Genomic DNA, 13,203 nt, shown 5'->3' on the forward strand with positions numbered 1-13,203 from the left:
CGCGCAACCACAAGGCGCACCCCGCGCAACCACAAGGCGCACCTCGTCGGGCGCAGGACGGTCAGTCGGCGGCGGGCTCGACGCGCTTCGGCATGAGGAGGCCGGAGACGACGAGGAGGAGGGAGGTGGCCAGGACGGCGAGGAAGACGGCGTGCAGGGCGGGGTCGAGGACGTCGACGGGGAGGCTCTCCAGGTCGATGTCGCCGGCGACCTGGCCGCCACCGAGGCGGGAGGCGACGACGCCGTTGGCGATGGCACCGAAGACGGCGATGCCGACCGCGCTGCCGACCGAGCGGGCGAACATGTTGGTGCCGGTCGCGACGCCACGGTTGCGCCACGACACCGCCGACTGGGCCGCGACGATGCCGGGGCTGGCGACGTACCCGAGGCCCAGGCCGAGGACCAGGCAGCCGAGGGCGAGCAGCCACACCGGGCTGTCCGGGCCGACCGACGCCACCACGGCGGTGCCGGCGAGGCCGAAGAGGGCACCGGCGAGCAGGCAGGGCCGGAAGCCCCAGCGCACGTAGAAGCGGCCGGCGGAGCTGGCGGCGATCGGCCAGCCGATCGCGAGCGCGGCCACGGCGAGGCCGGACACGACGGCGCCGGCGCCGAGCACGCGCTGGGCGTAGACGGGGACGTAGGAGGTGACGCCGAGCATCAGCACGCCGACCACGAGCGCGCCGACGGTCGAGGAGTTGAGCACCCGGTCGCGGAACACCCACAGCGGCAGCACCGGGTCGTGGACCCGGCGCTCGACGGCGACGAAGGCGGCGAGCAGGACGGCGGCACCGGCGAAGATCCCGACACCGGCAGGCGACCACCACGCCCAGCGGATGCCGCCCTCGAGCAAGCCCGTCAGGACGAGCAGCGCGGCCAGCGCCAGGAGCACCGCGCCGCCGACGTCCAGCGAGCGCCGCTCCTTGCGGGCCTCGGCGGCCGCACCCTCGTGGAAGCGGCGGGCCAGCACGAGCGCGGCGACCAGGCCGAGGGGCAGGTTGATCCAGAAGATCCAGCGCCACGACAGGTGCTCGGAGAACAGCCCGCCCAGGGTGGGGCCGACGACGGCGGCGGTCGCCCACACGCCGGCGACGTAGCTCTGCGCGACGGCGCGCTCGGCGACCGAGTAGATGTCGCCCATGATCGTGATGCCCGCGGGCTGGATCGCACCGGCACCGAGCCCCTGCACCGCGCGGAAGACGATCAGCGCGGTCATGCTCCACGCCACGGCGCACAGCACCGAGCCGAGCACGAAGAGCCCGATGCCCAGCAGCATCAGCGGCTTGCGGCCGAAGACGTCGGCGAGCTTGCCGTAGATCGGGGTGGTGACCGCCTGGGCGAGCAGGTAGGTCGAGAACAGCCACGGGAACTGGGTGAACCCGCCGAGGTCCTCGACCACGGCGGGCACCGCGGTCGCGAGGATCGTCGTGTCGATCGCGACCAGCGCGGTGCTCAGCATGACCGAGGCGAGGATCGGTCCGCGCTCGCTGCGCAGCCCGACGCTCGCACGCGTCACGGAGGCAGCGGCGGGAGCGGTCACGACCAGCCGCAACCACCAGCGGTCGGCGGCCATTCCCGCCGACGCTCATAGACTCCGGCCATGGCCGCCCACGACACCCGGATGCTGCTGCTCGGGGCGGTCGCGCTGTTCGAGCCGGTCAACGGCTACCAGATCCGCCGCGAGCTGATGTCGTGGCAGGTCGACGAGTGGGCGCACGTGAACCCCGGGTCGATCTACAACGGCCTCACCACGCTGACCAAGCAGGGCCACCTGGTCCGCCACGACCTGGTCGACGGCGGGCGACCGGTGGCGGTCTACGAGCTCACCGGCTCCGGGCGCCACGAGCTCGAGCGGCTGCTCGAGGTCTCGCTGACCACCGTCGACCTGTACGACGGCGTCGGGTTCCACGCCGCGCTGGGCCTGCTGCCGCTGGTCGACCGGCCCACCGCCGTACGCCACCTGGCACAGCGGCTCCGGGCGCTGGAGGACCTGCTCCCCCACCTCGAGGGGGTCACCGCGCCGGGCCGGACGGACGTGCCGCCGCACGCCCTGCGCTCGATGGAGCTCCAGCTGCTGCGCGGCCGGGCCGAGCGGGCCTGGCTGGTCGAGCTGCTCGACGACGTGCGCAGTGGGCAGCTCTCGTTCCGCGACGAGCCGATGGCCTGGGCACCCGCGGACGACGACCCGGGCTGGCAGATGAACGCCGACCGGGAGCGCTACCGCGCGCTGCTCGGCCGCTGAGGCGCACACCCGCCGGCCCGATATCCGGTTGCGATTGGTTGCGATGAGTCCGCGCCGGTGGTGCGGTCGGTCCCGTGGGGCGCGCTCCGCGCTCCGGGTTGACAGCGCCGTGTTCAACCTTGAACATGGTGTTTGTTCAAGGTTGACCACGAGGGGACACGAACGATGATCCGAGCACGAGGACTCGTGCAGACCTTCCACACCGGCAAGGGCAGGCAGAAGCGCGAGGTGCACGCCGTGCGCGGCGTCGACCTCGACGTCGCCGAGGGCGAGGTGGTCGGCTTCCTGGGCCCCAACGGCGCCGGGAAGACCACCACGCTGCGGATGCTGACCACGCTGCTCAGGCCGACGGCGGGCACCGCGACGGTGGCGGGCTACGACGTCGCGACCCAGTCGGTCGACGTGCGGCGCAGCATCGGCTACTGCTCGCAGGTCGGCTCGACCTTCTCCGGCGCCTACGCCGGTGACGAGGTCGTCGACCACGGCATGCTCTACGGGATGTCACGCTCGGCGGCCGTCGCCAAGGGCCAGGAGCTCTTCGACAAGCTCCAGCTGGACGGGCTGTGGCGCCGGATGCCGAAGAACATGTCCGGCGGCCAGAAGCGCCGCCTCGACATCGCGATGGCGCTCATCCACTCACCGTCGCTGGTGTTCCTCGACGAGCCCACGACCGGCCTCGACCCGCAGGCCCGGATCAACCTGTGGCAGCACATCTCCGACCTGCGTGACCGCGAGGGCGCGACGGTCTTCCTCACCACCCACTACCTCGACGAGGCCGACGCGCTGGCCGACCGTATCGTCATCATCGACCAGGGCCGGATCGTCGCGAGCGACACCGCCGACAGCCTCAAGGCCTCGGTGGCCGGCGACCTCGTCGACCTCGAGGTCGGGGGCGCCGAGCAGGTCGCCGTCGCCCGCGACCGGCTCGCCTCGATCAGCAGCGACCTCGAGGTGGACGGCCGCCACGTCCGCGGCCGGGTCAGTCGCGCCGGCAAGGCGGTGCCCGGCCTGCTGCGCGACCTCGAGGCGTCGGGCGTCACCCTCGAGTCGATCGAGGTCGTCCGGCCCACCCTGGACGACGTCTTCCTCACCCTCACCGGCCGCTCGCTGCGCGACGCCGAGGCGGCGGCCGAGGCCGAGCCGGGCGCCACCACCGCCGTACCCGCGGCCACCGCCGAAGGAGCCTGACCGATGACCACCCTGCTCCGCGAGTCGTGGATCGTCTTCAACCGCCAGCTGCGGATGAACCTGCGCAACCCCGCGTGGGTGATCATCGGCATGCTGCAGCCGGTCCTCTACCTGCTGCTCTTCGGCCCGCTGCTCAAGCCGGTCATCGAGCAGCTCGGCGGCAACCACTACACGTGGTTCGTGCCCGGCATGCTCGTCCAGCTCGGCATCTTCGGGGCGTTCTTCGCCGGCTTCTCCCTCATCGGCGAGTGGCGCGAGGGCGTCATCGAGGCCGAGCGGGTCACCCCCGCGCACCGCTCCGCGCTGCTCCTCGGCCGGCTCTACCGCGACCTGGCGCAGCTGTTCGTGCAGGCGGTGATCCTGGTCGGGCTCGGCCTGGTCATGGGCATGGAGACCTCGTTCGGCGGCATCGTCGTCGGCGTGGTGCTGACCCTGATGCTCGGCGGCGCCTGCGCAGCGGCGTCCAACGCCCTCGCGCTCACCACCAAGAGCGAGGACGTGATGGCGCCCATCATCAACGTCGTGATGATGCCGGTCCTGCTGCTCAGCGGGATCCTGCTGCCGATGAGCTTCGGCGCCGACTGGCTCGAGCGGCTCAGCGACTTCATGCCGATCAAGCACGTGGTCGACGCGGTCCGCGCGTCCTTCTTCGGCGACTTCGACGGCTCGATGCTGTGGGGCGTCGGCTGGACCGTGGCGCTGTTCGCCCTCGCCGTGTGGTGGGGCACCGCGGTCTTCCGCCGCGAGAACGCCTGACGTCGACGGCCCGGCCGGGGCCCGCTGCCCGAGCGGCTACTCGGAGGACCCGTCCGACGGGTCGTCGCTCGGGTCGGCTCCCGGCAGGGACCCGAGGCCCTTCTCGATCTTGTCGAGGTACTCCTGCAGCGCGAACACCTCGTCGGTGGCGGGCTTCGTGATCTCCACGTCCTCGTCGAACTCGGAGAACTCGAAGGAGTCGACCTCGCTCTCCTCGACCCGCATCAGGTAGTGCGGCTCGGCGACGCGCACGTCGAGGACCTCACGGTTCGGGCCCTCCGTCTGCTCGATGCGCACGGTCGACTCACCGTTGACCGTGCCCGTGCCGACCCGGGTCGCCGTGGCCCCCTCACGGCCGTCGCGCTCGAGGAACTCGTCGAGGTCGCAGAAGGACTCGGTGCTCTCGACGAGGGACTCCTCCTCCACCCAGCGGTCGCCGATCACCGTCAGCAGCAGGGTGGTCGTGGCCGGGTCGTCGCTGCTGGCGTTCCAGAACGCGCGGTCGGCGCGGATGTAGACGGTCCCCCCGACGCGCAGCAGCTCCGCGGTGCCCCCAGCGGCCGCGGACGTCATCGTGCCCTGGCAGTCGCCGCGGGTGGTGGCGACGACGTCGACGGTGAGGGTGTCGGTGCCGTCGCCGAAGGTGCCGCGGATCCGGGCGGTGCGCACCACGGCCATGTCCTTCTCGGCGGCCTGCAGGATCGCGGTCGGCTCCAGGGACAGGAAGTCGTCCTCGGGGTCGTCCGGGCCGTCGCCGCCGGTGAGCGCCGCTGCCCGGACGGTCCCTGCGTCGGCGTGCCGAGGAGGTACGACGGCGGCGGGGTCGGGCTGCGGCCCGGGACCGGGCTGGCGGCCGGTGCCGGGGCAGGCCCCGGGCCGGGCACGGGGCTGGGCGCGGGGCTGGGCACGGGGCTGGGCGACCCGGGCACCGCGGGCGGCGCCGCCGGGGTCGGCCGCTGGCCGGTCGGCCGCTGGCCGGTCGCACGCGCCACGGGCCGCAGGGCGGTCGTGCCCGGGCCCTGCGGGACGGCGGCGCCGGGGGTGGCCGGCAGTCGCAGCGCAGCCTGCAGGTCGGCTCCCATCTCGGCGGCCGACTGGTAGCGGTCCGCGGGGTCCTTGGCCATCGCCGTGCGCAGGATCCGGTTGGTCGCGTGCACCATCGCGCTGTCGCCGCCGAGCTGCGGCACCGGTTCGCGCACGTGCGCCGCGACCAGCTGGTACTCCGACATCCCGCGGTAGGGAGGCGCACCGGTGAGCGCGACCCAGAGCACGCACCCGAGCGCGTAGATGTCGCTCGAGGGACCTGCCATCGCACCGCCGTGGAGCTCCGGCGCCATGTAGGACGGGGTGCCGGCCGCGGTGGTGCTGAACCGGGTGGCGTCGGCGTTCATCCGCCGGGCGATGCCGAAGTCGGCCAGGTAGGCACGCATCGCACCGGCCCGGCGTCGCACCAGCACGTTGCCGGGCTTGATGTCGCGGTGCACCAGGCCGGCGTCGTGGGCGTCGGAGAGCCCGCTGGCGACCTGCTCGATCAGCTCGAGCGCCTCGACCAGGCTGGGCGGCCCCTGGCTGCGGATCAGCTCGCCGAGGTCACCACCGGGGATCAGCTGCGTGGCGATGTAGAGGTAGCCGTCCTCCTCGCCGTGCGCGTAGACCGCGACGACGTGCGCGGACTCCAGCGACGCCTGCGCACGGGCTTCCCGGGTGAACCGCTCCCGGAACTCCGGGTCGTGGGCGAAGAGCGGTGCGATGACCTTGAGGGCGACCTCGCGGCCCAGGTTCTCCTCGCGGGCCCGGAAGACGACGCCCATCCCGCCCTGGCCCAGCTGCTCGAGCAGCAGGAACCGACCGATCCGCGTCCCGGGCGCGGGTTCGGACGGCAGGGACGGTGGGGGCACAGGACGTTTCTACCCGACGCCCGTGGCCGAAACCCGACCGGAGCACCGGGGACCCGGCGCACGGGGACGCCCTGCGGCGTCGGGGAGGAGAGGGCGCCGCCCCGCCGGACCGCTCCGAGACCCCCCAGACCGGTCCCCGGTCGGTCGTCACGTCCACGGCGGCGGCGCGGCGCGCCTCTCGCAACGGACCACTCCCCCCACGGCGCGGTCCAGCCGGACATCCTCCCGCGCGGCACCGGGCGCGCGGAACCCGCGGATCGGAGGACACCAGTCGCGCGGAACCCCGGCGCTGGGACGCAGATCGTCCTAACCTCGATCAGGTGGGGGACCTCCGTGGCGTGGGCGCGCACCGCCTGTCCGGGCGCTCTTTCGGCGCCTCGGTCGAGCGCGGCCTGCACCTGTCGATCGGCCTGGTCATCCTCTGCAAGACGCTGGTGTTCGGCGCGCAGCTCGCCACCCAGGAGAGCTGGGACGCGGTGGAGCTCGCGTCGGCCGCGCTGATCATCCTGTGCGTCGGTACGGCAGCGCTGCGCTGCCTCGGGCCGGGCCCGTCGAACCTCGACGTGCTCTCCTGCACCCTCGCCATGGTCGTCGGCGCCACGATGCCGCACGAGACGGTCCCGCTCTCCGGCGCGGCCGACTCCCCGGTCGTCCACCTGGTCGAGCCGATGCTGCTCGTGATCGCCGTGCACCACCGGCGCCCGGTGCTCCCGATCCTGCTCCTCGGCGGGCTGTTCGTCGCGCTGCGCTGGGACGCGGGCGGCTCGGACGGCCTGCGCTACGGCCTCCAGGAGGCGGTGCTGGTCTGCGGCACCGCGTTCGGCGCGCTCTACCTGGTCACGCAGATGCGCCGGGCGTCCGCCCGCGCCGAGGCGCTGATCGCCAGCCACCGCGAGGCGCACCGCGCCCACCTCTCCGCAGCCGAGGTCGAGACCACGGCCTTCCTCCACGACGACCTGGTGCCGACGCTGCTCGCGGTCGGCAGCCTGCCGCACGCCCCCGAGACCCGGACGGCGGCGGGCGCAGCGCTGTCGCGGCTCGCGGGCCCGGCGCACGGCGAGGACGCCGGCGACGTGGTCACGGCGCTGCGCAACGCCGCTGCCCGCGAGCTGGTCGACGTCGAGCTCGTGGTCCGCGGCCCGCGGACCCACCTGCCCGAGGCCGTGCGCGAGGCGGTCGTCGGTGCCGCGGTCGAGGCGATGCGCAACGTGCTGCGCCACAGCGGGCAGCGCCGGGCGACGGTCACGGTGGTGCGCCGCCCGACCGCGATCCGGGTCCGGATCGAGGACGAGGGCAAGGGCTTCTCCGGACGGCAGGGCGTGGGGATCCGGGTCGCGATCACCGGCCGCCTCGAGTCCGTCGGCGGCACCGCGACCGTCTCCGCGCGGGAGGGCGGCGGCACCGTCGTCGAGCTGGCCTGGCGTGGGCGCCTGCTGTCGCGCCTGCTCGGCCTCGCACCCGACCACGACCGGCTCATCCGCGCGGCCGTCAGCGACCCCGGTCGCGTCGCCCGGCAGGCCTGCCTGGTCCTCGCCTGTGGCTACCTCGCGACGGCCGCCCTGCTCACCCTCGACACCCCGCTCCAGCCGTGGTCGTACGGCGGCGCGGCGGTCATCGCCGCGACGACGTTGCTCCTGACCCAGGCGATCAGCCGTGGCCCGCTGCACCCCCTGGTGCTGCTCGCGGTCGCCGCCCTGCCCGCCGGCGTGCTCGCCGTGGTGCTGCCGACCGTCTCCCCGGAGGGGATCGGCGGCGCCGAGTCGTGGATGATCGAGTTCTCCGCGCTGCCCGTGCTCGCCGCCGCGTGGGTCGTGTCGGTGCGCACCGTGGTGGCCCTGCTCGTGCCGAACGGCGTGGTGGTCGCGCTCCTGGCGACCGAGGCCGGCGTGCCGCTGGCGGACCTGCCGCACCTGCTCTTCGTGCAGCCGCTCAGCGCGCTCTTCGTCGCCGTGATCGTCGCGGTCTGCCGCCGTGCCGGTCGCGTGCTCACGCAGCCCGCGGCGAGCGAGTCCGTCGCCTGGGCGAAGGCGGTCCGCGTCGCGCTCGGGCCGACCCTGCGCCCGGTCGTCCAGGCCCTGCGCAGCGTCGCCGACGGCACCGCCGAGCCGGGCCCGGGACCCGCGCTGCTCGCGCAGGCGGTGCGCGACTGCCTCTACCTCCCCGGTCCCGAGCACGAGGCCATGCGCGCCGAGCTGGACGCCCTTCGTCGTACCGGCGCGCAGGTCGACACGATCATGCCGGAGCCGCCTCCGGCGACCCGCACGCTCGCCGCGGCGCTCGGGACGGTGCGCCGCTTCGGGCCCGACCACGTGACGGTGTCCGGCACCGGGGACGAGGCCATGGTCGTGGTCATGCCGGGGCCGCCGGCCGAGGTGGTCGAACGCCTCCCCCGCCAGCTGCCCGTGGCGTGGTCGGTCGACGCGGACGAGGAGGTCTGCCTGATCACCGGTCCGCCGGACCTGGCCACGCTGATCCGGCGTGGGCCGCTGGCCGCCGCGGGCGTGGGGGCGGGTTACTCCTCGAGGTGACCGTCGGCGCGGGCGCGGCTGATCAGCCCGTGCACGTTGCCGATGTCGACGCCACCCTCGCGGTAGGCGCGCGCAGCGCGCGAGAGGTGCTCGCGGACGGTGACCTCGCTGATGCCGAGCTGGCGCGCGACCAGCCGGTAGGGCAGGCCGGTGCTCACGGCCTTCAGGATCTCGATCTGGCGCTCCGAGAGCCGGGTCGCCAGCGAGGCGTCGGTGAGCAGCGCCGCCGCGACCTGGCCGGAGCAGGCGAGCTCCCCGGCGAGGGCGTCGCGGATCGACTGCGCGATCCGCTCGGCGGGGTCGACCTTGAGGACCAGTCCTGCCGCGCCGGCGGCGATCGCACGGCGCACCGGGACCGGCTTCTCCTCGGCGGTGAAGAGCAGCACGGTGATGCCGAGCGCGACGAGCCGGGCGACGGTCTCCTCGGCCGGCGGCTGCTCGGGCATGTGCAGGTCGAGCAGCACGACGTCGAGCCCGTCAGGGGCCGCGGCGAGCAGGTCGTCGAGCGAGTCGGCGATGGCGACCAGCTCGAGGTCCGGCGCCGTCTGGGCAAGCGCCGCCCCCACCCCGGCCAGCACGACCGGGTGGTTGTCGAGCGCTCCGACACGGATCAGGGACCCCACAGGAGAAGTATGGGGACTCCGGCGGGCCCCGCAGTGCGGAATTCGCGGATTGCACGGTTCCGTGGGTTGCGGGGCCGCCGGGCGTCACTCAGGCGCCGGCCGGGACCCGCTCCGGCTCGGCGGGCCGCTCGGCCTCCTCCTCGCGGAAGCCGTGGCGCTCCCACCAGCGGGCCATCGGTGCGGGCGCCCACCAGTTCCAGCGGCCCAGCAGCTTCATCGTCGCGGGCACCAGCAGGGCCCGCACGACGGTGGCGTCGACCAGGAGGGCGACCAGCATCCCGAGGCCGAGCATCTTCATGAACACCACGCCGCTGAGGCTGAACGCGCCGATCACGACGCCCAGGAGCAGGGCGGCACTCGTGATGATCCGGCCGGTCTTCTGCACCCCGGTCTGCACGGCGAGGTCGTTGTCGCCGGTGGCGTCCCACTGCTCGCGCACCCGCGAGAGCAGGAAGACCTCGTAGTCCATCGACAGGCCGAAGAGCACGGCCAGCATCACGATCGGGTTCGTCAGGTCGAGGAAGCCCTGGGGCGTGAAGCCGAGCAGGTCGGCGAGGTGGCCGTCGCTGAAGATCCAGGTGACCACGCCGAAGGACGCGGTGATCGACAGGGCGTTCATCGCGACCGCCTTGAGCGGGAGCACCACCGAGCCGAAGGCCAGGAACAGCAGGACCAGCATCACGCCGACGACGATCAGGCCCATCAGCGGCAGGTGGTCGCCGACCGACCCGGCGAGGTCGACGGTCTCCGCCGTCAGGCCGCCGACGAACGCCTCGGCGCCCGCCGGGCCGTCGACGGCACGCAGGTCACGGACGACCTGCTGGGACTCGCCGGTCTGGCTGTTGCCCTCCCAGGACGCACGCAGCAGCGTGGTGTCGCCGGCCTGCTCGACGGGCCGGACGTCCACGACGCCGGGCACCGCCTGCAGGTCCTGCGTGTACGACGCCAGGGCGGCCTCGTCGGCGCCGCGGACCAGCACGTTCGCGGTCGAGCGCTCCGGCCCGAACTCGGTGTTGAGCCGCTCGGACGCCTGGTGCGACGGGGTGTCGGCCGGCAGCACCCGGTAGTCGACGCTGCCCCACTTCACGCCGAGGAAGGGGGCCGCGACCACGAGCAGCACGACCACCACGCCACCGGCGACCAGCACCGGCCGGCGCATCACGGCGGCGGCGAGGCGGGCCCAGGCACCGTGGTCGGTCTCGACCGCGCGGCTGCGCTGCAGGAACGGGATCCGCACCGAGTCGATGCGGGTGCCCAGCAGCGCGAGCGTGGCGGGCAGGACCGTGAGCGCCGCGACCATCGCCACGAGCACGGCCGCGATGCCGCCGTACCCGATCGACTTGAGGAAGGTCTGCGGGAAGACGAGCAGCGAGCTCATGGCCGCCGCGACGGTCAGCGCCGAGAACGCGACGGTGCGCCCGGCGGTCGCCATGGTGCGGACCAGCGCCCGGCGGGTGTCCTCGGGCGAGCGGGCGATCTCCTCGCGGAAGCGGGAGACGACGAAGAGTGCGTAGTCGATCGCCAGGCCCAGGCCGAGGAGGGTGATGATGTTCGGCGCGAAGATCGAGACCTCGGTCAGCTGGTTGAGCCCGGCGATCGCGGCGCGGGCACCGAGCACGGCCACCACCCCGACGAGCAGCGGCATCAGCGCGGCGACGACGCTGCGGAAGATGATGAGCGAGAGCAGCAGCACGATCGGCGCGGAGACGAGCTCGGCGCGCAGCAGGTCGGACTTGGTCTCCTCGTTGACGTCGCTGTAGACGGCGTAGGGACCGGCGAGGTCCACGCCGAGCGAGCTCTCCTCGACCACCGGGCGCAGGTCGGCGAACGCCTCGTTGAAGTCGTTCTGGCTCTCGCCGACGAGGGACACGTAGACCGCGGTCGCGTGCCGGTCACGGCTGACCATGGCGGGGTCCTGCACGTCGTACCAGGTCGCGACGGAGGTGACCGCCTCCTCGGGGACGTCGGCGAGGGTGCGCTGGACCTCCGCCCGGAAGGCGGCGTCGTCGATGGTGCGGTCCTCGTCGCTGAAGATCACGATCACGTCGATCGACCGGTTGCCGAAGGCCTCCCGCTCGAGCGCGAGCTCGCGGGCCGACTCGCTGGCCGGGTCCTCGAACCCGCCGGCGGAGAGGTCGTCCTCGAGGCCGATGCCGGCGACCATCGCCGCCGCGGTGAGGCCGAGGCCGACCAGCAGCACGACGATCGCCCGCCGCACGACCACGGCGCCCCATCGCTCGATCATGGCGTGTCCTTCCGTCAGGGGCGGACGGCTTGGTGAAAGGCCGTCAGTTTCGTTAACAGCGTTAACGGTAAACGGTGTAAACTTCAGCCGTCAAGAGCTTTCCTCCCCGTCGAAGGAGTCCCGTTGGGCCACCTGCGCGCGCCCGTCACCCGTCGCGAGAAGCAGCGGGAGGCGACGTACGACGAGATCGTCACCGTGTCGGCCCAGCTGCTCGAGGAGGGTGCGGACCTGTCGCTGCGTGCGGTCGCCGCCCGGATGGGGATGACCGCACCGGCGCTCTACCGCTACGTGGCCAGCTACCAGCAGCTCGTCGACCTGGTCGCCTTCGAGCTCGACAAGGCCGCGACGGCACAGTGGGCGGACGCGGCGGAGCGCTTCCCGGAGGACGACCCGGCGGCCCGGCTGACGGTCGCCTGCGTGCACTTCCGCCGGTGGGCGCTGCGCAAGCCGCGCGAGTTCGCGCTGGTCTTCGCCAACCCCATCGCCGAGGCGGACTCCCAGCGCCGCGAGCTGCTCACGCTCTCGACATCGGGGCACTACTTCACCGACCTGCTCTGGGCGATCTGGGAGCAGCGCCGGTTCCCCTTCCCGGCGCTCGACGAGCTCGACCCCGTCGTCCGCGAGGCGGTCCTCGACCCGCTCATCCCGGCGAAGGCCGACCACATCCCGACCGGGGACCGCGGCCTGTTGTGGATCTACATGCGCGCCTGGTCCGCGCTGTACGGCGTCGTCACGCTCGAGTCGAGCGGGCACTGCGACCCGCGGGTCATCCAGTCCGGCCAGCTCTTCCGCGCGACCGTGCTCGACTGGCTCGGGCCGCTCGGCCTCGCCGAGGACCGCGAGCGGCTGCTGGCGATCCTGGACGAGGAGCTCGCGCGGGGCTGAGGGTCAGCCCAGGGAGGCTCAGCCGGGGAGGCTCAGCCCAGGGAGGCGAGGTCGAAGATCTCGGCGTCGGCGGGCTTCTGCACGTCGAGCGGCTCGTCGAAGCGGCTGAAGCCCATCGCCCCCTCCTCGCGGACGTCCATGCGCAGCAGGTAGTGCGGGTCGTCGGCAGCGACGTAGGCGGTGCCGGAGTTGCCGTCGTCGGAGGTGAACGACACGGTGACGGTCTCCTTGCCGCCGACGTCCTGAGTTCCGGTGACCTTCGAGCCGTCACCCGCGACGTCGTCGGAGCTGAGCTCGGAGAGCAGCTCGTCGAGGTCGCACAGCTCCGCGAAGCCCTCGGGGTCGGTGGAGTCGGTGGTCCACTTGTCCCCGATCAGGCCGGTGATCACCGAGGCCTGGTCGCCGCCCTGGCTCTGCCAGAACGCGTCGTCGGCCTTGAAGTAGGACGCACCGCCGACGGAGATGATCTCCATCGATCCCACGCCCTCGATCGTCATGGAGCCCTGGCAGTCGCCGGACCGGCTCACCGTGACGTCCATGAGGATCTTCTGGTCCTCGTCGTCGATGAAGTTGCCGGCGAGGTGGACGGTCTCGAGGCTGTCCATCGCCTCCTCGACGTCCTCGCCGATCTCGTCGATCGGGGTGTCGCGGTAGTCGCGCGTGCTGCTGGAGCCGGTGCCCGAGCCGCCGCCCGACCCGCCGTCGCCAGCGCCGCTGTCGTCGTCACCGCAGGCGGCGAGGCCGAGGGCGAGCAGCGGCAGGACGGCGAGCGTGAGTGCAGGACGGCGCATGGCCAGAAAGGTAGCGGCCGAGCACCCGTCGTACGGGCGTTTTGGCGGCA

At 73.2% G+C, this 13,203-nt stretch carries 11 protein-coding genes; 5 read left to right on the forward strand and 6 right to left on the reverse strand.

What is annotated here, in order from left to right; all coding sequences use genetic code 11:
* Positions 1 to 61: 61 nt before the first annotated feature.
* Positions 62 to 1,570 carry an MDR family MFS transporter gene (locus L615_RS15815; RefSeq protein WP_145724491.1) on the reverse strand — a complete coding sequence of 503 codons (1,509 nt, stop codon included), beginning with the start codon at positions 1,568 to 1,570 and terminating at the stop codon, positions 62 to 64.
* Positions 1,571 to 1,597: 27 nt separating this feature from the next.
* Between L615_RS15815 and L615_RS15820 the strand changes: the two genes are divergently transcribed.
* The 3 genes from L615_RS15820 (at position 1,598) to L615_RS15830 (ending at position 4,183) form a co-directional block, all read left to right on the forward strand.
* Entirely contained in the window at positions 1,598 to 2,239 is a 642-nt protein-coding gene (locus L615_RS15820) for a PadR family transcriptional regulator (protein ID WP_028654538.1), read from the forward strand.
* A gap of 165 nt (positions 2,240 to 2,404) precedes the next feature.
* Positions 2,405 to 3,427, forward strand: a complete 1,023-nt coding sequence (locus tag L615_RS15825; RefSeq protein WP_028654539.1) for an ATP-binding cassette domain-containing protein — start codon at positions 2,405 to 2,407, stop codon at positions 3,425 to 3,427.
* 3 nt (positions 3,428 to 3,430) lie between these two features.
* Positions 3,431 to 4,183 carry an ABC transporter permease gene (locus tag L615_RS15830; protein ID WP_028654540.1) on the forward strand — a complete coding sequence of 251 codons (753 nt, stop codon included), beginning with the start codon at positions 3,431 to 3,433 and terminating at the stop codon, positions 4,181 to 4,183.
* A 36-nt stretch (positions 4,184 to 4,219) separates the two neighbouring features.
* Here the strand turns inward: L615_RS15830 and L615_RS15835 are convergent, their stop codons facing one another.
* Together L615_RS15835 and L615_RS15840 are read right to left on the reverse strand one after the other, a co-directional pair.
* Positions 4,220 to 4,855, reverse strand: coding sequence for a hypothetical protein (locus L615_RS15835; RefSeq protein WP_145725697.1), 636 nt, complete (start codon positions 4,853 to 4,855; stop codon positions 4,220 to 4,222).
* A complete protein-coding gene (locus tag L615_RS15840) occupies positions 4,753 to 6,081 on the reverse strand; it encodes a serine/threonine-protein kinase (protein WP_145725698.1) in 1,329 nt (442 codons plus the stop codon). Before L615_RS15840 ends, L615_RS15835 begins: the two co-directional genes overlap by 103 nt.
* A gap of 320 nt (positions 6,082 to 6,401) precedes the next feature.
* Between L615_RS15840 and L615_RS15845 the strand changes: the two genes are divergently transcribed.
* Entirely contained in the window at positions 6,402 to 8,609 is a 2,208-nt protein-coding gene (locus L615_RS15845) for a hypothetical protein (RefSeq protein WP_145725699.1), read from the forward strand.
* Here L615_RS15845 and L615_RS15850 read toward each other — a convergent pair.
* Entirely contained in the window at positions 8,594 to 9,232 is a 639-nt protein-coding gene (locus tag L615_RS15850; protein WP_028654541.1) for a response regulator transcription factor, read from the reverse strand. The genes L615_RS15845 and L615_RS15850 overlap by 16 nt on opposite strands.
* Positions 9,233 to 9,320: 88 nt before the next feature.
* Positions 9,321 to 11,477 (reverse strand): MMPL family transporter, encoded by a 2,157-nt coding sequence (locus L615_RS15855; RefSeq protein WP_145725700.1) that lies wholly within the window; start codon positions 11,475 to 11,477, stop codon positions 9,321 to 9,323.
* Positions 11,478 to 11,600: 123 nt separating this feature from the next.
* Between L615_RS15855 and L615_RS15860 the strand changes: the two genes are divergently transcribed.
* Positions 11,601 to 12,362: a TetR/AcrR family transcriptional regulator gene (locus L615_RS15860; RefSeq protein WP_145725701.1), complete on the forward strand. Its 762-nt coding sequence runs from the start codon at positions 11,601 to 11,603 to the stop codon at positions 12,360 to 12,362.
* 32 nt (positions 12,363 to 12,394) lie between these two features.
* Here the strand turns inward: L615_RS15860 and L615_RS15865 are convergent, their stop codons facing one another.
* Complete coding sequence (locus L615_RS15865) at positions 12,395 to 13,153, reverse strand: hypothetical protein (RefSeq protein WP_145725702.1); 759 nt, start codon at positions 13,151 to 13,153, stop codon at positions 12,395 to 12,397.
* Positions 13,154 to 13,203: the final 50 nt, after the last annotated feature.

The organism is Nocardioides sp. J9, from assembly GCF_007829375.1.
Classification (GTDB): Bacteria; Actinomycetota; Actinomycetes; order Propionibacteriales; family Nocardioidaceae; genus Nocardioides.